Below are 20,108 nucleotides of genomic sequence, written 5' to 3'. Positions count from 1 at the left end.
ACTGTCCGTTAGAGGGTTCTGCTTGCGAGGATTTTGCGGGCTTTTTCCAGATCGTGCGGCGTGTCGACGCCGAGCGGCACGGAACTGACGATTTCGGCGTCGATGCGCATCCCCGCTTCCAGCGCGCGCAGCTGTTCCAGCCGCTCGCGTTTTTCCAGCGGCGAGGGCGGCAGGCTCACGAATGTTTCCAGCGCGGCGCGGCGATAGGTATAAAGTCCGATGTGATGATAAAGCGGGCCATCGCCATAAGGGGCGGTGGTGCGGGTAAAATAAAGCGCGCGCAATCGCGACTCGGAAAGCGGGCTGCCCACCACTTTCACCACGTTCGGATTGGTTTTTTCTTCCTCGTCGGTGATTTCGACCGTCAGTGTCGCAATATCGACGGCGGCATTTTCCAGCGGACGCAGCGAAGCGCGGATCGTCTCCGCTTCGATGGTGGGAAGATCGCCCTGGACATTGATGACATATTCCGCCTTGCCATAGGGATCGGCTTTCTGCAGCGCTTCGAAAATGCGGTCCGAGCCGGATTGATGGTCGTCGCGCGTCATCATTACGTCGAAACCGGCATTTTTGACAGCCGAAAACACCTGTTCGTCATCGACGGCTACAACGATTCGCTCCGCGCCGGCCTCGCGTGCGCGCAGCGCCACCTGCACGATCATCGGCTTGCCGCCAATGTCGGCGAGCGGCTTGCCCGGCAGGCGCGTGGATGCCATCCGCGCCGGTATGAGGACGACAGCTTTCTCGAAATCCCGATTCTTCATCCGACACCCTTCAAATCCCGCCCGAAAAGTGTCAAAACGTCACGGTGTGGGGAGCATTATTCAAGTTGCGCAGGCTGTGCAAAAGCCATAGCTTTCGAGCAATTTCAAGATGCCCGTTATATCAAGCGGATGCGAGGGAGCGCATATAGATGAATTCTTATGTAAATATGGGCGTTGGGGCGTTGCTTGGCACGGTTTTCGTCCTGATGTCGGTGTCGATTGCGTCTGAGGGCATTTTCCATGCGCCTGCGCCCGAAAAGGAAGGTTACGCCATTGCTGCGGCAGAGGGTGGCGGCGAAGCAGGTGGCGGAGAAACCGCTGCCGCGGCGACGCCGATCGCGCAATTGCTTGCGAGCGCCGATGCCGCCAAGGGCGAGACGGTCTTCAAGAAGTGTACGAGCTGTCATACCGGAGAGAGTGGTGGTGCAAACAAGGTCGGCCCCAATCTCTTCGATATCGTCAACCGGCCGATCGCCAGCCATGAAGGTTTCAGCTACTCCGCGGGCATGAAGGATTTCTCCAAGGGCGGTTCCGTGCATTGGGATTACGATCATCTCAGCTTCTTCCTCGAAGCTCCCAAGAAACACGTTCCCGGCACGGCCATGGGTTTTGCGGGCGTGAAGAAGGAGACGGAACGCGCCGATCTCATCGCTTATCTGCGGACGCTGTCGGCAAACCCGGCACCGCTTCCGGATCCCGCTGCGGCTCCCGCGCCGACAAACTGATTGTCATGATGATCTCATGATAAAAGCCCGGCAGCGATGCCGGGCTTTTTATTTTTGCAGCGGCGGATTGCGGCTGCGGCAATGGCGGCTGAAAAATCAGAACCCCTTGCCGCCGCGCAATTCGGAAATCACCGTTCCGACCATGATCTTGATATCCAGCCAGAGCGAAAAATTGTCGACGTAATAAAGATCGGAGACGATTCGGGCGCGCGCCTTGTCGCTGCGATCCGTCGGGCCGCGCAAGCCCCGCATCTGGGCAAGGCCGGTAATGCCCGGCCGCACCCGGTGCCGCATATGGTAGTGCGGCACCAGCTCCTCATAAAGACGGCCGGCCGCCAGCATGCCGATGGCATGGCAGCGGGGCCCGACCAGCGACATATCGCCTTTCAGCACATTCAGAAGCTGCGGCAGTTCATCGATATTCGTGCGGCGAAGAACCGCGCCGATCCGGGTTATTCTGGGGTCGTTCTTCACCGTTTGCGCCACACCGGTGGCGTCGCAAAGATCGGTCCTCATGGAGCGGAATTTATAGACACGGATTTTCCGCCCGTTCATGCCCCAGCGGACCTGTGAAAACAGGACCGGTCCCCTGCTGTCGAGTTTGACCATCACTGCCACGGTGAGCAACACCGGCGCGAGTGCGACAAGGGCGATGGACGCCCCTGCGATATCCATCGTTCTTTTGAGCGCGAACTGGCCGCGCAGGAATGCGGAGACGGTTTTTTCCGAAGAGGAAGGTTGCGTTTCCGGCGATTCGAAAGTGGAGGCTGCGGAATAGGAGGCACCGTAAAAAACGGCATGCGATGAGCCTTTAGTACCCAGCATAATATAAAGCCCTGAAAAGTTATTTTGATAGAAGAAAATTAATTTATATGAACGATTAATAATTCATTTACCGTAAAAAGTCATCCGAAATGTAACCGCCCCGGCGCAAATGGCAATCTACGGTTAATGAGGCTGCACGCGGATGTTGCAGGGTCGGCATCCTCTCCGCTCGTGGCTGCGGAGACGGCCGGTCCCATGGAACCAAAACCTGCAAAATCGGGAATTTTCGTGCAGCGCTGGCGAAATCGCCATCGGCCCTGAGACAAGCGCCTTTCGGCCATCCTAAGCCGTCAGTTTCCCATCAGAATATCGAGCAGGGTCGTCTGCTTCGGTCCGGATGGCGCCTGACCGCCGATATCGGCGGGTGGCACAGGCCCGTTGCCGGCTGAATAGCCGGGTTCGATATCGCGGGAAGGGATATTTGCCGGCGGCATCGGCACACCGGGCTGATTCGGATTCGGCGCAACGGGGGCTTCGGGATAGGCACGATTATCCGTCGTTCCGCCGCCGAGCGCATTGGAAATGATATCGCCGATGGAGGATGGCGCGCTTTCCGGCGCCGGCTGCTGCATTTCCCCAAGCGGCGGCACGCCGCCTGCGCCAAGCCCGAAGAGCGGCGAAGGCGAAAGGCCGGAATGGGCGGCGGTCATGAAATCTTTCCAGGCCTTTGCGGGAAGCCCGCCGCCGGTGACCTTCTTCATCGATGTGCCGTCGTCATTGCCGAACCACACGCCGGTGGTCAGGTTGCTTGTGTAGCCGACAAAAAGGGCGTCGCGGAAGGATTGCGTCGTGCCGGATTTTCCTGCCGCCTGCCAACCCTGCAGCCGTGCCGCCTTGCCGGTGCCTTCGGTGATAACGCGCGACAGCATGCTGTTCATGGTCGCGGCGATCTCTTCGCTCAGGACGCGCGGCGGGTTGTCGTATTTGTTTTCGTAAAGCACCTTGCCATCCGCATCGGTGATGCGTTTGACGATATGCGGCGTCGCCTTGTAGCCGCCATTCATGAAGGGGGCGTAGGAGGCCGTCAGCTCCATCAGCGACACTTCCGAGGTGCCGAGCGCGATGGAGGCGTTGTTCTGCAGCTCGGATTCGATGCCCATGCGATGCGCCACCTGGGTCACACGATCCGGACCCACTTCCATCACCAGCTGCGCGGCAATGGTGTTCAGCGAATTGGCGAGCGCGGTGGCGAGCGTCACTTCGCCTCGATATTTCTTCTCGTAATTTTCCGGGGTCCAGTTGCCGATACGAACGGGCGCGTCGTTACGAACGGTATAGGGAGTGAGCCCGGATTCGAGCGCGGCGACGTAAACGAAGGGCTTGAATGCGGAGCCGGGTTGCCGTTTTGCCTTGGCGGCGCGGTTGAACTGGCTTTCGGCATAATCCGCCCCGCCCACCACCGCCCGGATCGCGCCCGTGCCATCGATGGAAACCAGCGCCGCCTGCGAAGCGCCCTGCTTCTTGCCGTCACCCTGCAGCACGTGGGTCAGCGCCTTTTCGGCGTCGCGCTCGAGATTGGGATCGATGGTCGTGTCGACCACGATGTCCTGCTTGACCTCGCCGACGAGGTTGCGCACTTCCTCAAGCACCATATCGGCGGCGTAATGTTCGGCGCCAGACCAGAACCGTTTCGCCTTGGTCGGCGGCTGCGACATGGCCGTCTTGATTTCATCGTCGGTGATGAAGCCGACATCGCGCATGGATTGCAGCACGACCTGCGCCCGCTCTTCCGCCGCCTGCGGATCGCGCGCCGGCGAAAGGCGCGAGGGCGCTTTAAGAAGTCCGGCCAGCATGGCCGCCTCGCCCAGATTGACGTCGCGCGCGGATTTGTTGAAGTAGCGCCGCGAGGCAGCCTCGACGCCATAGGCGTTGGAGCCGAAATAGACGCGATTGAGATACATCGCGAGAATCTGGTCCTTGGTGAACTTATGCTCCAGCCAGAAGGACAGCAGCACTTCCTGAACCTTGCGTTCCAGCGTGCGATCCGGCGAGAGGAACAGGTTTTTCGCGAGCTGCTGCGTCAGCGTCGAGCCGCCCTGCACGGTTCGTCCCGTCAGCACATTCGTGACGATGGCGCGTCCGAGACCGAGCGGATCGACCCCGAAATGCGAATAAAACCGCCGGTCCTCAATCGCCATGACGGCCTGCGGAATATAGGGCGACATATCTTCCAGCGCGAGCGCCTCGCCGCCGGTGGTGCCGCGATTGGCCAGCACGCTGCCATTCACCGAAACGATCTTCACATTCGGCGGGCGTTCGGGAATGGACCAGCTGCTGGCGCTGGGCATGCGTGCGCCGTAATAGAGAACGAGACCGGCAACACCGATGCCGCCCCAGATGCCAAGTACGATGCACCAATAGACGAGGGAGCGAATGAAGCCCGTCGCGCCGCGCCCGGAACTGCGGGTGCGCTTTTCTTTTTTCCTGGATTTGGTGCGACCGGATGTCGGCTTCGGTTTTCTGGCTTGCTGCTTTGTGGTTCCGCTGATGCGCTCGCTGGCGTCGAGGCGCAGGTCATCACCGGAGTCGTGGAAATCCCCGAAGGAGGGTTCTACCCGTTCGCGTGATTTACCCTTGCCTGCCATCCAGCCGAAGTCGCTCCTATTCGCGAAACCGCGCGCATCCCGTTCGGGTTTTCAGGCTTCTATGCCTGCGCGATCCTTAATCCAGGATGAAGAGTTTAAATGCGGCGATTTAAGGCGGGGTTAAGTCCTGGCCGGATCAAATCGGCGTCATTGGCAGACGTCGACCCATTCCGCATCCGTCAATTCGGCCATCACCTCCGGCGAAATCTTCAGCGCCGCATTGGTGGCGCCGGCCGCGGGAACCACCTCATGATAGTTTTTCAGCGATATGTCGCAAAACACCGGAAGCGGGGAGGGCAGGCCGAAAGGGCACACGCCGCCGATGGGATGGCTGGTCACCGCAACCACCTCTTCCGGTCCGAGCATGCGCGGCTTTGCGCCGAAATGATCGCGGAATTTGCGGTTGTCGAGCCGCTTCGTGCCGGCGGCGACGACGAGAAGAATGGTTTCACCCGCCTTCAGGCAGATGGTTTTCGCAATCTGGTCGGGGTCGACGCCATGCGCTTCGGCGGCCAGCGCAACCGTCGCCGAACTGGTTTCCGTTTCGATCACGGCAACCTCGGGCGACTTTTCGGTGAAAAAGGCTCTGACGGATTCGATAGACATGCGTATTTATTAGGCGTTACGCGGAGAAGCTTCAAGTCACCTCGAAACAGCTATGCATTTTGCGCAATGCTGCGCTGCGATGAAACGTCTGTTTTTTAAGCGGCGATCCTGTATCTTTAAATCATCGAAGCGACGCACTCCTCCTCCCAGCGTCGCCCGATTGGACTGACAATACTCCTCCTCCCAATTGTCAGTCAGTTTCAAGAACCCGGCGCACCTCCTCCCGCGCCGGGTTTTTGCTTTCTGGCGTTCCTGTTGTCTGGCTCCCCGCTGAACCATGACCAGATGGTCGTGTTCAAAGAAACTTGACTTTCAGCCCCTTCCAACCTAGGTACTTCGCCATCGATATTTGTTTGACGACCAGAGCTTCGGCGTCTTTTTAGACGCTCACGACGATCTTTTCCTTCAAATTCGACCCAAGTCCGCACTGCTCGCAGTGCAAATACAATTGCCAACGGAAGGAAATCGTTATGGCGACTGGTACAGTAAAGTGGTTCAACGCAACCAAGGGCTACGGCTTCATTCAGCCTGACGACGGTTCGCAGGACGTATTCGTTCACATCTCCGCTGTTGAGCGCGCTGGTCTGACCGCCCTCAACGACGGCCAGAAGCTCTCCTACGAGCTGATGCAGGATCGTCGCTCGGGCAAGATGTCCGCAGGCAACCTCGTTGCTGCCTGATAAGCGCTTTGGCCCGAAAGGGTCATTCGTATGAATGGAAAGGCCGGATTTTTCCGGCCTTTTTCTTTTGCAGGAAGGGGCTGGACGGTTGCCCTTGAAAAAGCCGGGTCACATACCAATATAGGGTTCAACAGTGCTCCGGACCGGAACTGCCGGGAATGGCGCTTTTTAAAAGTGCCCCTGCTGTTGTGTTAACCAAAGATTAACCAAAGCAGCCGATCCTGAGCCGGAAAGCAGCGTCGATATCTTTGACGCGCTCTGGAGCATCAGGCCGTTTAAACGCTTTGACCACGGATGTACTGGCATTGACGGAAAACGGATGGAAAGGTCGGGCTTGCCCGGCCTTTTTGTTTTATGTGCCGAGGAGGTGCCGAATGTTCGGCGCCTCCTCCTTTTTCTGGATTATTTCGCCGCGAGCGCGTCGAGAATGCGGACCCAGGAGCGGATGCCCTTGTGGAAGGACTGCAGGTCGTATTTTTCATTCGGCGAATGAATACGGTCATCGGTAAGTCCGAAGCCGACGAGCAGCGAATCCATTCCCAGCATCTTCTGGAAATCGCCGACGATAGGGATCGAGCCACCCATGCCGATGACGACGGCTGGTTTCGGCCACTCTTCCGAAAGCGCGTTTTTGGCTTTGGTCAGCACGGGCGAGTCGTAAGAAAGCTGGATGGCGGGTGAGCCGCCATGTTCGTGGAACTCTACGGAGCAATCGGCGGGAATCTTCGAGCGCACATAGGCCCGGAAGCTTTCACGAATGGCCACAGGGTCCTGCTCGCCGACAAGGCGGAAAGACACCTTGGCAGAGGCCTTGGCGGCGATCACGGTCTTGAAACCATCGCCGGTATAGCCGCCGATAATGCCGTTGACTTCCGCCGTCGGCCGCGCCCAGGTCTGCTCCAGCACGGAGCGGCCCTTTTCACCCGAGGGAACCGAAAGGCCGACTTCGCCGAGGAAGGCTTCGGCCGTGCGGCCCAGCGTTTCCCAGGAGGCCTTGATGTTGGCCGGGGTTTCTTCCACGCCGTCATAAAAGTCTGCAAGCGTCACCCGGCCGGTCTCGTCGTGCAGGCCGGCGAGAATATCGGTGAGGATGTGGATGGGGTTTGCCGCCGCCCCACCGAACAGACCGGAATGCAGATCGCGGTCGGCTGCCGTGATGACGACTTCTTCGCCGACCAGGCCGCGAAGGGCTGCGGCAATGGCGGGTGTATCCCGGTCCCACATGCCGGTATCGCAGACCAGCGCATAATCGGCCTTCAGTTCTTCCGCATTGGCTTCGAGGAAAGGCTTCAGCGACGGCGAGCCGGATTCTTCTTCGCCTTCAAAGAGAATGGTGACGCGCACCGGCAGGCCGCCATTGACAGCCTTGTACGCCCGGCAGGCCTCTACGAAGGTCATCAGCTGGCCCTTGTCGTCCGCCGTGCCGCGTCCGGTAATCACCTGTCGGCCTGCGCCGATATCCTTGACCGCGGGTTCGAACGGATCGTTTTCCCACAGCTCGAGCGGATCGACCGGCTGTACGTCATAATGGCCGTAGAAAAGCACATGCGGCGCGTCCTTGGTGGCCGCATCGTGATGCGCCACGACCATGGGGTGGCCGGCGGTATCGCGCACGGAGGCCGTAAAGCCGAGCGCCGAAAGTGTTCTGACCAGCCATTCCGCCGCCTTGCGGCATTCCGCCTTGTAAGCGGGGTCCGTCGAAATCGACGGAATACGTACGAGCTCGAACAGTCGCTCAAGGCTGGAGGTGAGATTGTCGTCGGCGGTGGAAAGAATGGGGGAAACGTCTGTCATCGCTGATCCTGTCATGTCTGTCGTGACCCGGCGATAAGACGAAACATCCGGGCATCGCGCATCGCGGGAAACAAGGGGGCCGGCGCGTCGTGAATCGGCAAACGTGCGGCCGCCGGAACGATAGAGCAGTTCAGGGAAAGTGCGAAGCGGTTTCGGGCTGTAATTGCTATTTCGCTTTTTTGGCGCTTTCGATCGCCCGGCGCATATATTCCAGCAGAAGCTGTCTCTCGAAACGCCGGAAATCCTTGAGCAGCGCGTCTTCGGTGGCTTCGGAGGCGGCAATGGCGTTGGCTTCCAGATCCCTGCCGCGCTGGGTCAGCTCGATGATCTGGGCACGGCGGTCGCTTGGATGGGATTTGCGGACGATCAGCCCGTCACGTTCCATGCGCGAGAGCGTATTGGCGAGCGTCGCCTGTTCGACATCGATTCTATCGAGCAATTGCCGCTGGGTCAGGCCGTCCTCATGCCAGAGTTCGATGAGGATGGGGAATTGTCCGGGCGAGAAACCCAGGGCGGCGGCTCTTTTCTGCAGCGCCATGGTGAATTCCCGCGCCATTTTCGAAGCGAGATAGATTGCCGATTCGTCCCGGGAAAAACCCATTTTTCCGCCCATAAAGCATCACGGCCGGCTCAGCCCGGCAATTCGATAGCGCGATATATATCGCATGATATGTTTAAGCCAGCCCGAAACGGCGCATAAAATAAAACCGCCATGGCCGGGAGGGGTCGGCCATGGCGGTCATATTGGAGGACAAAGGCCCGGAGAGGGGGAAAGGCCTTTGTCCGGTCTGACGCGGCGGGGGACGAGCCAGCTATCAGACTACGGCGTGATCAGGCGCCGTCCCTTATGAAATGTGTCTGCAAATGCGGCTTTTCAAGGGAAGGGCGGATTACAAATCGGTAACGTTCAGGTGAATTTTGCAGGCCTGCGCTACCGCTTCATTCCCCGCTCTTTACGGTGCGTTGTGCGAAGTTTCGGTAGACGTCAAAACGGCCCCGCGCTATCCATGCTACCCATGAAAAAAGGCGATCATCTCTTCCTCGTTGACGGTTCCGGTTTCATTTTCCGGGCCTTCCATGCAATCCCGCCGCTGAACCGCAAGTCGGACGGGCTGCCGGTCAACGCCGTCTCCGGTTTCTGCAACATGTTGTGGAAGCTGCTGAAGGATGCGCGCAATACCGATGTCGGGGTGACGCCGACCCATTTTGCGGTGATTTTCGACTATTCGTCGAAGACCTTCCGCAACGAACTTTATGATCTCTACAAGGCCAACCGCACCGCGCCGCCGGAAGATCTAGTTCCGCAATTCGGCCTGATCCGTGAGGCGACGCGCGCCTTCAACCTTCCCTGCATCGAGACGGAAGGCTTCGAGGCGGACGATATCATCGCTACCTATGCCCGGCAGGCCGAGGCGATCGGCGCCGATGTCACGATCATCTCCTCCGACAAGGATCTGATGCAGCTCGTTACGGCCAATGTACACATGTACGACGCCATGAAGGACAAGCAGATCGGCATTCCGGACGTTGTCGAAAAGTGGGGCGTAGGCCCCGAAAAGATGATCGACCTGCAGGCGATGACCGGCGATTCCACCGATAATGTTCCGGGCATTCCCGGCATCGGGCCGAAGACGGCGGCGCAATTGCTGGAGGAATATGGCGATCTCGATACGCTGCTGGCGCGAGCGGGCGAAATCAAGCAGCAGAAGCGCCGGGAAAATATCATCGCCAATGCGGAGCTTGCCCGCCTTTCCAGACAGCTCGTGGCGCTCAGAACCGATGTGCCGCTGGATCAGTCTCTCGAAGCGCTGGTGCTCGAAGCGCAGAACGGCCCAAAACTGATCGCCTTCCTGAAGGCAATGGAATTCACGACGTTGACACGCCGGGTTGCCGAGGCGACCGAAACCGACGCTTCCGCCATCGACCCTGCCAATGTGCCGGTACAATGGGGTGCCGATGCCCATGGTCCCGATCTCGATGCGCCGGCCGCCGCCGTTAAGGTTGGCGAAGTGGCCACTAACGCCGCTGGCGCTTCGGCTTCGCCTGCCGCTCCGGCAAGGAAAGTAACGGGGGAGGGCAGCGCGCCCGCCGATCTCGCCACAGCGCGACAGACGCTTTTTTCCGCCGCCAAGATCGATACGACCGCCTATCTGACGATCAGGGACCTTGCGACGCTCGACCGCTGGATCGCGGCGGCCCGGGAGACGGGCGTCGTCGCCTTCGATACGGAGACGACCTCGCTCGACCCGATGCAGGCGGAGCTTGTCGGTTTTTCTCTGGCCATTGCCGATAACGGCAAGGATGCCACGGGCACCGATATCCGCGCCGCTTACGTTCCTTTGACGCACAAGACCGGTTCGGGCGGCGATCTCTTCAGCGACGGCATCAGAATGGCGGAGGGGCAGGTACCTTTTGCCGAGGCGCTGGAGCGCCTGAAGGACCTGCTCGAGGACGAAGCCGTTCTGAAGGTCGCGCAGAACCTGAAATATGACTATCTGCTGATGAAACGCCACGGCGTCGTCATGCAGAGCTTCGACGACACGATGCTGATTTCTTATGTCCTCGAGGCCGGCAAGGCCACGCATGGCATGGATTCGCTGTCCGAACGCTGGCTCGGCCACACGCCGATCGCCTATAAGGACGTGGCGGGATCGGGCAAGTCGAGCGTCACCTTCGATTTTGTCGATATCGACAAGGCAACCGCTTATGCTGCGGAAGATGCCGATGTGACCCTGCGGCTCTGGATGGCGCTGAAGCCGAGGCTTGTCTCGGAACGACTGACCAAGGTTTATGAGCGGCTGGAGCGCCCCCTTGTGCCGGTTCTGGCGCATATGGAAGAGCGCGGCATCGCCGTCGACCGGCAGATTCTCTCGCGTCTTTCCGGCGAACTCGCCCAGAAGGCCGCGTCCTTCGAAGAGGAAATCTACGAGCTGGCGGGCGAGCGTTTCAACATCGGATCACCAAAGCAGCTCGGCGATATTCTGTTTGGCAAGATGGGGCTGCCGGGCGGTTCCAAGACCAAGACCGGCCAATGGTCCACATCGGCGCAGGTTCTCGAAGATCTTGCGGCGGAAGGTATCGAACTGCCGCGCAAGATCGTCGACTGGCGGCAGCTGACGAAGCTGAAATCGACCTATACGGATGCGCTGCCCGGATATATCCATCCCGAGACGAAACGGGTGCATACGTCCTATGCGCTCGCCTCCACCACCACCGGACGCCTGTCCTCCTCGGAGCCGAACCTTCAGAATATCCCGGTTCGCACGGCGGAAGGGCGCAAGATCCGCACGGCCTTCATCACCACGCCAGGACATAAGCTTCTGTCGGCCGATTACAGCCAGATCGAGCTGCGCGTGCTGGCCCATGTCGCCGATATTCCGCAGCTGCGCAATGCCTTTGAAAACGGTATCGACATTCATGCGATGACCGCGTCGGAAATGTTCGGCGTGCCTGTCGAGGGCATGCCATCGGAAGTCCGCCGCCGCGCCAAGGCCATCAACTTCGGCATCATCTACGGCATTTCCGCCTTTGGTCTTGCCAATCAGCTCGGCATCGCCCGCTCCGAAGCCGGCGACTATATCAAGAAATATTTCGAGCGTTTTCCCGGCATTCGCGACTATATGGAGGCGACCAAAGCCTTCGCCCGTGAAAACGGCTATGTCGAAACGATTTTCGGCCGCCGCGCGCATTATCCGGAAATTCGCTCTTCCAACCCTTCGGTGAAAGCCTTCAACGAGCGCGCGGCGATCAACGCGCCGATCCAGGGCTCCGCCGCCGATATCATCCGCCGCGCCATGGTCCGTATCGAGCCTGCGCTGGAGGCGGAAAAGCTTTCCGCCCGCATGCTTTTGCAGGTGCACGACGAACTCATCTTCGAGGTCGAGGAAGCGGAAATCGAAAAGACCCTGCCGGTCGTCGTCTCCGTGATGGAAAACGCGGCCATGCCGGCGATTTCCATGAAGGTGCCGCTCAAGGTGGATGCACGTGCGGCTGACAATTGGGATGAGGCGCACTGACCGGCGAAGCGGCTTTCTGTGAATTCCGGGACATGAACCACTTCAAGGAGCGTATCGTTTTCGATAAGACGTGAGCCGTGATTTGTGATGCCTGAGGGTGGCTTGCCACGCTCATTCCGTTGAATCGGAAAAAATGTGCGTCAGGGCTGGTCAAAGCCCGTTTGGGCATGTATAAGCGCGCCAAATTTCCGATATCGAGACATCCGACATTCGGCCTTTGGTTCTGGCCGGTTCCGTTGTTTCGCCGCTTAAGTGGAGTAACAAAAATGGCTGTACCAAAAAGAAAAACAAGCCCGTCCAAGCGCGGTATGCGCCGCTCGGCTGACGGTCTCAAGTCTGCGACCTACGTTGAAGACAAGAACTCCGGCGAACTGCGCCGTCCGCACCATATCGATCTGAAGACCGGTATGTATCGCGGCCGTCAGGTTCTGACGCCGAAGGAAAGCGCATAAGCTTTTCTGAAATCATCTTTGCAAAAAACCGGTCCTTGTGGCCGGTTTTTTGTTTTCGGGACCGTCCACCTGCCTTTTCCGCTCACTTGGAAAATTCGGTCACTCCTCCTACACTCTTTCAGGGAGAGCAGGTTTCGATGCCTGCAACAGGAGGGGAGCTTCGGTGAAATATCGCTGGATTTTATTGATGCTTCTCAGCCTCGGCCTCGGTTACGGTGCCGTGACCAGAGGTGGCGGCATCATAGCGGAAAGCTATTTCGGCGAAATGTCCGAGCAGGGCCGCACGACGCTGCGGCTGGCCGTCTCTGCGCTCGGTGGACTTTTGAACCGTTACGAGCCTCTGCCGGCCCTGATTGCCGATCACGACGACATTGAGGAGCTGGTCGCACATCCCAAGGATGCCGAACTGCGCCAGCGCGCCAATGTCTACCTCAAATCCATCAACACCCTGCTGGAATCCTCCGATATCTACATCATCACGCTGGACGGGGAGACCATCGCCGCCAGCAACTATGATGGTCCCACAAGTTTCGTCGGTGAGAATTTCAGCTACCGTCCTTATTTTCAGGATGCCGCCAAAGGCTTCCAGTCACGCTTCTTCGCGCTTGGCACCACCTCCCACAAGCGTGGCTATTATTTTTCAGCGCCCATTCTCTTCAACGAGGAGATCAAGGGCGTCATCGTCTTCAAGGTCGATATTGAAGGCATAGAAGCGTCATTCGGCGATGGCGAGAACCGAATTCTGGTATCGGACCCGGAAGGCATCATCTTCATGACCGGAACGCCGCAATGGCTATATTCCGGCCTGATGCCGCTGACGCCCGAAAGGCTGGCGCGAACGGAGACTTCCCGCCGCTACGCCAATGCCACCCTTAAGGAATTGCCCCTGAAAAACGGCAACTTCGGTTCGCATCAGCTGATGACGATCAGCCAGGATGACGGTGAAAGGGAATATATGGTCCTGTCGCAGCCGATGCCGGACGCGGGCTGGACAGTCAGCGTGCTGATGGACACGGGTTCGCTCCGAACGCAGGTGAAGACGGCGATGATAGCCATCATCCTCTGCCTGTGTCTTGCTGCCGCCCTCATCGCCGCCATGCTGCAAAGGCGGCGGCGTCTGCGGGAGCGCCTGACCCATCAGGCGGAGGCGCAGGCGGAGCTGGAACGCCGGGTGGAGGAGCGCACGGCCGATCTGGCGCGGGTCAATCAGGAGATCGAACACGAAATCGCCGAGCGCCGCCAGACGGAAAAACAGTTGCGCAAGATGCAGAACGATCTGGTGCAGGCGGGTAAGCTCGCAGCGCTCGGGCAGATGTCGGCGGCGTTGTCGCATGAGTTCAACCAGCCGCTCGCAGCCGCCAAGAACTACGCCGAAAACGCCTCGCTTCTCGTGGAGCGGGGACGGCTGGAGGAGGTGACGGAAAACCTCAGGCGCATTTCGGGCCTTATCGACCGTATGGCCTCCATCAGCAAGCATCTCCGGAATTTCGCCCGCAAGCCCAATGAAAAAATGGCCGCGGTAAGTCTGGAAACCGTCCTTCGCGATACGCTCGAAATCGTCGGTGCGCGGCTGAAGGCCGCGGATGCGGTGCTGGATGTGGATCTCGGTCGGGTGCCGCTTGCCGTGAAGGCCGGCCCGGTGCGCCTGCAGCAGGTGCTTGTCAACATCATCTCCAATGCTGCCGATGCGGTGGAGGGGCGCGAGGATCGCCGCATTGCGCTGCGGGCCGTGCAGCATGGCCAGTCGGTGTCGATTTTCATTCGTGATCGCGGTCCGGGCGTGCCGGCGGCAATTTCAGAACGCATTTTCGATCCCTTCTTCACCACCAAGGGCGTGGGGCGCGGCCTCGGTCTTGGCCTGTCCATTTCCTATAATATCATCAAGGATTTTGGCGGCCAGCTCCGCGTCAGGAACCAGGAAGAGGGCGGGGCTGAGTTCGAGATCGAATTGCCAGCCGCCGCCTGGCGCGTGGAGGCGGCTGCGGAATGACCATGTCACGGGTTCTGTTGATCGATGACGAGGAAGAACTGCGCTTTTCCACCGCGCAGGCGCTGGAGCTTTCCGGCTTTGCCGTCACCATGCTGGCAAGCGCAGAACATGCGCTCGAACTCATCGGCTACAGCTTCGACGGTGTCGTGGTCAGCGATATCAGGATGCCCGGCATGGATGGCATGACGCTGCTGCAGAAGGTGCGGGAGCTCGATCCTGAAATACCCGTCATCCTGATGACCGGGCATGGCGATGTGCAGCTCGCGGTCAACGCCATGCGCAATGGCGCCTATGATTTCATCGAGAAGCCGTTTACGCCGCAATATCTCGCCGGCATCATCAAAAGAGCGAATGACCGGCGGGCTCTGGTGCTGGAAAACCGCCGCCTCAAGGCGGTAGCGGGCAAGCATGACGATCTCGAAACGCGTCTGCCCGGCAGAACCCAGATCATGGTCGATCTGCGGTATCGTATCCGCGCCATCGGTGCGACGGACGCCGATACGCTGATCGTCGGGGACACGGGCGCGGGCAAGGAGGTGGTGGCGCGGGCGCTGCACGATATCAGCGCCAGAGCCAACCGGCCCTTCGTTGCGATCAATTGCGCCGCCCTTCCGCAGACACTGATTGAAAGTGAACTATTCGGCCATGAGGCCGGTGCGTTTCCCGGAGCGCTGCGCCCGCGCTACGGCAAGTTCGAACATGCTCGCGGCGGCACCATTTTGCTGGATGAGATCGGCTCCATGCCCTTCGAATTGCAGGGCCGATTCCTGCGTGTCTTGCAGGAACGGGTGATTACCCGTCTCGGCTCGAATGAAACGGTCGAACTCGATGTCCGTTTCATCGCCACCAGCAAGGTCGATCTGGAACAGGAGGTCGCAGCTGGCCGGTTCCGTGCCGATCTTCTTTATCGGCTCAACGTGGCGACACTTCTCGTGCCATCGCTCTCGCAGCGCAGCGCAGATATACCGCTACTTTTCCTGCATCTCGTGCGGGAAGCCGCTGCCCGTTACGGGCGGGAAGACATGGAGGTGCCGCAAAGTCTGCTTTCGGCCGTCTCCCTGCGCGAGTGGCCAGGCAATGTGCGTGAATTGCGCAATGCCGCGGACCGCTTCGTTCTCGGTCTGGAAAGTGATGTTTCCGAAGCCTCGCTGCCGTTTCAGGATGACGGAAAAGCGGCCCTTTCCGCACGGGTCGCGGCTTATGAAAAAAGCCTGATCGCACATGCAATCGCCGCACACGGCGGAAATCTGAAATCCGTCTATGAGAATCTCGGCATTTCGCGCAAAACGCTCTACGAAAAAATGCAGAAATACGGGCTGCACCGGCACATGACCGAGGTCTGATGGGTGGATTCCCACCCATGGATGAGCCCCTATGGGTAGAAATCCACCCATTGCTGTTCAGGATAGCAATAAAAGCGCACCTCACAACGAGACCGCCATTGCTGAACGGCGATCCCGGATCGCAAATATCTCACCCCGGTCGCCATGGAGGAGCATGCGCGGCTGAAGTGGCGAAACATTTTCATCCGGGAGGAATCGATGAAAATACTGAAGACAGTCACCGGCCTTGCTGCCGCCGCTGCCGTTTCCCTTTTTGCGCTGTCCGCATCCGCTCAGAACTATCCCGAGCGCAACATCACCATGGTCGTGCCCTTTGCCGCTGGCGGCCCGACGGATACGGTCGCGCGTCTTGTCGCTGAATCCATGTCGAAGGATCTCGGCCAGCAGATCATCGTCGAAAATGTCGGCGGCGCAGGCGGCACGCTGGGTGCCGGTCGTGTGGCATCGTCCGATCCGGACGGCTACACCGTTCTTCTTCACCATATCGGCATGGCGACAAGCGCCACGCTTTACCGCAAGCTTGCCTATGACACGCTGAACGCCTTCGAATATGTCGGTCTGGTCACCGAAGTGCCGATGACCATCCTGTCGCGCAAGAACCTCGAGACGACGGATCTGAAAGGTCTGATCGAATACGCCAAGGCGAACAAGGACAAGGTCACCGTCGCTAATGCCGGCATCGGCGCTGCCTCGCATCTTTGCGGCATGCTGTTCATGAGCGCCATCGAAACCCCGCTCGTCACCGTTCCCTATAAGGGCACCGGTCCGGCCATGACCGATCTGCTTGGCGGCCAGGTTGACATCATGTGCGACCAGACCACCAACACCACCAAACAGATTCAGGGCGGAACAGTGAAAGCCTATGCCGTGACCACGGCCAAGCGGCTGGACGTGCTGCCGGATGTGCCGACGGTTGTCGAAGCGGGCCTGCCGAAGCTCGAAGTGGGTATCTGGCACGGCATCTATACGCCGAAGGGCACGCCTGCGGAAATCAACGAAAAGCTCTCCAAGTCGCTGCAGGTCGCGCTGAAGGACAAGAATGTCGCGGCTCGTTTTGCCGAACTCGGCACCACGCCCTCGTCGGAAAGCGATGCCACGCCTGCGGCGCTGAAGGCCAAGCTGGAAAGCGAAATCGCGCGCTGGAAGCCGGTGATCGAGGCTGCCGGCCAATATGCCGACTGATGGTCAAAACAATTGCCGGCGGCACTCTGTCGCCGGCTTTTTGCCATGGATTTACCGCATCGGCGCAAAACTCGATCCCGATTTTTGCAGGCACGATGCGCTGTCTTAGGAGGCTAGAGCGTCCTTGGTGCGTTCGGAAGAATGCACGGCGCTCTGAATGCGGAGCGGCATGTTGCCGGCCGCAGTGGAGGGGCATCTTTCATGAAGTCGTTTTTCATTGATCCTGCCGAAGCAATCTGCGGGACAATTTTTATCGGGCTTGGCGCGTTTTTTGCGCTGCAGTCCTTTGGGCTGGAGATCGGGACCGCCTTTCGGATGGGGCCGGGCTATTTCCCGCTCGTTTTGGCGATCATTCTGGTTCTGCTCGGTGGGGTGATATTCCTGCGGTCCACGCGCGTAGAGGGTGAGGCTGTCGGGGCCATTGCCTGGCGGGGGATATTTTTCATTCTGCCCGCGCCGATCTTCTTCGGCCTCACTGTCCGGGGCCTCGGTTTCGTGCCGGCGCTTTTTTTCAGCGCCCTCATCGCAGCCTTTGCCTCGCACAAGATGAACCCGTTCATGGCAGTCATTCTTTCTGCGGCCATCACGGTCTTTTCCGTCGCTGTTTTCAACTACGGTCTCGGCCTGCCGTTCCAGCGCTTCGGCCCCTGGCTTAAATTTTGAGGTGCCGTGATGGATTTGCTTGATAATCTCGCTCTCGGTTTCGTCACGGCATCTTCGCTGGCAAACCTGTTCTTCTGCCTGATCGGCGTGCTGCTCGGCACCCTGATCGGTGTGCTGCCCGGCATCGGCGCGACGGCGACCATCGCCATGCTGCTGCCGATTACCTTCCAGCTCGAGCCCGTCTCGTCGCTGATCATGCTCGCCGGCATTTATTATGGCGCGCAATATGGCGGTTCGACCACCGCCATCCTGATCAACATGCCCGGCGAATCGTCCTCTGCCGTCACGGCTATCGATGGTTACCAGATGGCGCGCAAGGGCAAGGCGGGCGCTGCACTCGCCATCGCCGCCATCGGCTCGTTCTTTGCCGGCACGGTTTCCACGTTCCTCGTGGCAATCTTCGCTCCGCCTCTGACCGCAATTGCGCTGGAATTCGGCGCGGCAGAATATTTCTCGCTGATGGTCGTCGGCCTCGTTTCATCCATTGCGCTTGCCCATGGCTCCATCGTCAAGGCGCTGGCCATGGTCGTGCTGGGCCTGCTGCTGGGTTTGGTCGGCACCGATATCTATAGCGGTACGCCACGTTTTACCCTCGGCATTCGCGAATATGCCGATGGTCTGAACTTCGTGGCCGTGGCCGTCGGCGTCTTCGGTATTGCCGAAATTCTGCGCAACCTCGAAAACGAGCGCACCCGTTCGGTGCTGATCGCCAAGGTCAGCGGGCTGATGCCGACACGGGAGGATTTCAGGAAAATGATCGCGCCGGTGCTGCGCGGCACGGTCATTGGTTCCGCTCTCGGCATTCTTCCGGGCGGCGGCGCGATCCTTGCGGCCTTCGCGTCCTATACGGTGGAAAAACGCGTCTCCAAGAACCCGGAAGAATTCGGGCATGGCGCGGTTGCCGGCGTGGCCGGTCCGGAATCCGCCAACAATGCAGGCGCCCAGACCTCCTTCATCCCGTTGCTCACGCTCGGCATTCCCGCCAATCCGGTGATGGCGCTGATGATCGGTGCGATGATCATTCAGGGTATCGTGCCGGGTCCGAACGTCGCGACCGAACAGCCGGCGCTGTTCTGGGGCATCATCGCCTCCATGTGGATCGGCAACCTGATGCTCGTCATCCTGAACCTGCCGCTGATCGGTCTGTGGGTGAAGCTGCTGACGGTGCCCTATTATGTGCTGTTCCCCATCATCATGGCCTTCTGCGCCATCGGGGTCTACAGCGTCAATTCCAACGTCTTCGATCTCTATGCCGTCGCCTTCTTCGGCTTCATCGGTTACGTGCTGGTGAAACTGCGCTGCGAGCCGGCGCCGCTGCTCCTGGGCTTTGTGCTTGGGCCGCTGCTGGAGGAGAACCTGCGCCGCGCCATGATCCTGTCGCGCGGCGATCCGACCACTTTCGTCACCCGGCCGATCAGCGCCACCCTGCTATTCATTGCTCTGGCCGTGCTGATCGTCGTCTTCCTGCCCAGCGTGAAGAAGAAGCGTGAAGAGGTTTTCGTAGAAGAAGACTGAGGAATGCCAAAGACTCGGATGCCGGCGATGGAAACATCGCCGGCGTTTTCCGTTTCTGGATCGCCATGACGAATTCGCTTCACCAAAGCGACATATGGTTGACTCGGGAGCTTTTAGGCCCAAGGAAGGGCTGGAAAGAGAGGTCGATATGACGTCGGAAACCGAAAAACGGATCATCGCGCTCGAGGAGACGGCCGCGCATCAGGCCAAGGTGATAGAGGAGCTGTCCGATCAGCTGGCGGAACAGTGGAAGGTGGTGGAGCAGACCCGCGCCAAGCTCGACCGCCTGACGGAGAGGTTCCTGAGCCTGGAGGAGCAATCGCTGGACGCGCCCGCGATTACTCGACCGCCGCATTATTGACAGGGAAGAGCCAATGAAAAACGACACCGCCGCGCTGGCCGCCGATATCGTCGATTTCTGGAAGAAGGCCGGACCGGACAAATGGTTCGACAAGGATGCCGCCTTCGACAACCACTTTCACGACCGTTTCCGCGATGCCCATTTTGCAGCCGCAAGACGCGAATTGGACAAGTGGCTGGAGGGCGCGGAAAGCAGTCTCGCGCTGATGCTTCTGCTGGATCAGTTTCCGCGCAACTGCTTTCGTGGCACCGCTCACATGTATGCAACCGATCCATTGGCGCGGCTGTTTGCCGACGAGGCCATCCGCCGTGGCCACGATCAGGCGGTGGGCGAGGATTTGCGCGTTTTCTTCTATCTGCCCTTTTCCCATGCGGAGGATATCAAGGCCCAGCAGCGCGCCTGCGTCTTGAACCAGCCGCTTGGTGGGCTTTATCTTCACCACGCCGAAGAACATCGCGATATCGTCGAGCGTTTCGGCCGCTTTCCGCATCGTAACGACATATTGCTGCGGGAAACGACACCAGAGGAACGGCACTATCTGGAGGAAGGCGGCTTTTCCGGTTGAGCCAAAAACGAAAACGCCGCCAGTCCCGAAGGGCGGCGGCGT

Annotated in this window: 17 protein-coding genes; 11 read left to right on the top strand and 6 right to left on the bottom strand. The window is 59.4% G+C overall.

What is annotated here, in order from left to right:
- Window positions 1-8: 8 nt before the first annotated feature.
- Window positions 9-764 carry a 3-deoxy-manno-octulosonate cytidylyltransferase gene (locus ACIK7D_RS07650; protein WP_059758939.1) on the bottom strand — a complete coding sequence of 252 codons (756 nt, stop codon included), beginning with the start codon at window positions 762-764 and terminating at the stop codon, window positions 9-11.
- Window positions 765-913: 149 nt separating this feature from the next.
- On the opposite strand from ACIK7D_RS07650, the gene ACIK7D_RS07645 reads away from it, so the two are divergent.
- Window positions 914-1,489 carry a cytochrome c family protein gene (locus ACIK7D_RS07645; RefSeq protein WP_080818431.1) on the top strand — a complete coding sequence of 192 codons (576 nt, stop codon included), beginning with the start codon at window positions 914-916 and terminating at the stop codon, window positions 1,487-1,489.
- Window positions 1,490-1,585: 96 nt separating this feature from the next.
- On the opposite strand, the gene ACIK7D_RS07640 is transcribed toward ACIK7D_RS07645, so the two are convergent.
- The 3 genes from ACIK7D_RS07640 to ACIK7D_RS07630 form a co-directional block, all read right to left on the bottom strand.
- Entirely contained in the window at window positions 1,586-2,314 is a 729-nt protein-coding gene (locus ACIK7D_RS07640; protein WP_269314161.1) for a sugar transferase, read from the bottom strand.
- 290 nt (window positions 2,315-2,604) lie between these two features.
- Window positions 2,605-4,899, bottom strand: coding sequence for a transglycosylase domain-containing protein (locus ACIK7D_RS07635; protein ID WP_400155981.1), 2,295 nt, complete (start codon window positions 4,897-4,899; stop codon window positions 2,605-2,607).
- Between the two features lie 147 nt (window positions 4,900-5,046).
- Window positions 5,047-5,505 carry a YbaK/EbsC family protein gene (locus tag ACIK7D_RS07630; RefSeq protein ID WP_400155980.1) on the bottom strand — a complete coding sequence of 153 codons (459 nt, stop codon included), beginning with the start codon at window positions 5,503-5,505 and terminating at the stop codon, window positions 5,047-5,049.
- 470 nt (window positions 5,506-5,975) lie between these two features.
- On the opposite strand from ACIK7D_RS07630, the gene ACIK7D_RS07625 reads away from it, so the two are divergent.
- On the top strand, window positions 5,976-6,185 hold the full coding sequence (locus ACIK7D_RS07625) for a cold-shock protein (protein WP_003492998.1): 210 nt from the start codon (window positions 5,976-5,978) through the stop codon (window positions 6,183-6,185).
- A 402-nt stretch (window positions 6,186-6,587) separates the two neighbouring features.
- Here the strand turns inward: ACIK7D_RS07625 and ACIK7D_RS07620 are convergent, their stop codons facing one another.
- Both ACIK7D_RS07620 and ACIK7D_RS07615 read right to left on the bottom strand, forming a co-directional pair.
- Entirely contained in the window at window positions 6,588-7,979 is a 1,392-nt protein-coding gene (locus ACIK7D_RS07620) for a dipeptidase (RefSeq protein WP_400155979.1), read from the bottom strand.
- A 166-nt stretch (window positions 7,980-8,145) separates the two neighbouring features.
- Window positions 8,146-8,580, bottom strand: a complete 435-nt coding sequence (locus ACIK7D_RS07615) for a MarR family winged helix-turn-helix transcriptional regulator (protein ID WP_035259662.1) — start codon at window positions 8,578-8,580, stop codon at window positions 8,146-8,148.
- Window positions 8,581-8,995: 415 nt separating this feature from the next.
- On the opposite strand from ACIK7D_RS07615, the gene polA reads away from it, so the two are divergent.
- The 9 genes from polA (at window position 8,996) to ACIK7D_RS07570 (ending at window position 20,066) form a co-directional block, all read left to right on the top strand.
- Complete coding sequence (gene polA / locus ACIK7D_RS07610; protein ID WP_400155978.1) at window positions 8,996-11,995, top strand: DNA polymerase I; 3,000 nt, start codon at window positions 8,996-8,998, stop codon at window positions 11,993-11,995.
- Window positions 11,996-12,261: 266 nt separating this feature from the next.
- Window positions 12,262-12,447 carry a 50S ribosomal protein L32 gene (gene rpmF / locus ACIK7D_RS07605; RefSeq protein WP_003507205.1) on the top strand — a complete coding sequence of 62 codons (186 nt, stop codon included), beginning with the start codon at window positions 12,262-12,264 and terminating at the stop codon, window positions 12,445-12,447.
- 187 nt (window positions 12,448-12,634) lie between these two features.
- A complete protein-coding gene (locus ACIK7D_RS07600; RefSeq protein ID WP_400155977.1) occupies window positions 12,635-14,437 on the top strand; it encodes an ATP-binding protein in 1,803 nt (600 codons plus the stop codon).
- On the top strand, window positions 14,434-15,780 hold the full coding sequence (locus ACIK7D_RS07595; protein WP_059758958.1) for a sigma-54 dependent transcriptional regulator: 1,347 nt from the start codon (window positions 14,434-14,436) through the stop codon (window positions 15,778-15,780). The genes ACIK7D_RS07600 and ACIK7D_RS07595 overlap by 4 nt, the downstream gene beginning before the upstream one ends.
- Before the next feature lie 198 nt (window positions 15,781-15,978).
- Complete coding sequence (locus tag ACIK7D_RS07590; protein WP_003524332.1) at window positions 15,979-16,962, top strand: tripartite tricarboxylate transporter substrate-binding protein; 984 nt, start codon at window positions 15,979-15,981, stop codon at window positions 16,960-16,962.
- 201 nt (window positions 16,963-17,163) lie between these two features.
- Window positions 17,164-17,625, top strand: a complete 462-nt coding sequence (locus tag ACIK7D_RS07585; RefSeq protein ID WP_400155976.1) for a tripartite tricarboxylate transporter TctB family protein — start codon at window positions 17,164-17,166, stop codon at window positions 17,623-17,625.
- A 9-nt stretch (window positions 17,626-17,634) separates the two neighbouring features.
- Complete coding sequence (locus ACIK7D_RS07580) at window positions 17,635-19,140, top strand: tripartite tricarboxylate transporter permease (protein ID WP_059758961.1); 1,506 nt, start codon at window positions 17,635-17,637, stop codon at window positions 19,138-19,140.
- 148 nt (window positions 19,141-19,288) lie between these two features.
- Window positions 19,289-19,501, top strand: a complete 213-nt coding sequence (locus ACIK7D_RS07575) for a SlyX family protein (protein WP_059759493.1) — start codon at window positions 19,289-19,291, stop codon at window positions 19,499-19,501.
- Between the two features lie 13 nt (window positions 19,502-19,514).
- Window positions 19,515-20,066, top strand: coding sequence for a DUF924 family protein (locus ACIK7D_RS07570; RefSeq protein ID WP_400155975.1), 552 nt, complete (start codon window positions 19,515-19,517; stop codon window positions 20,064-20,066).
- The last annotated feature ends 42 nt before the right edge of the window (window positions 20,067-20,108 follow it).

It is taken from the genome of Agrobacterium sp. P15N1-A, from assembly GCF_044626815.1.
Classification (GTDB): Bacteria; Pseudomonadota; Alphaproteobacteria; order Rhizobiales; family Rhizobiaceae; genus Agrobacterium; species Agrobacterium leguminum.
Note: the sequence above shows the minus strand (reverse complement) of the source record. Positions and strands in the feature narration are given on the sequence as shown.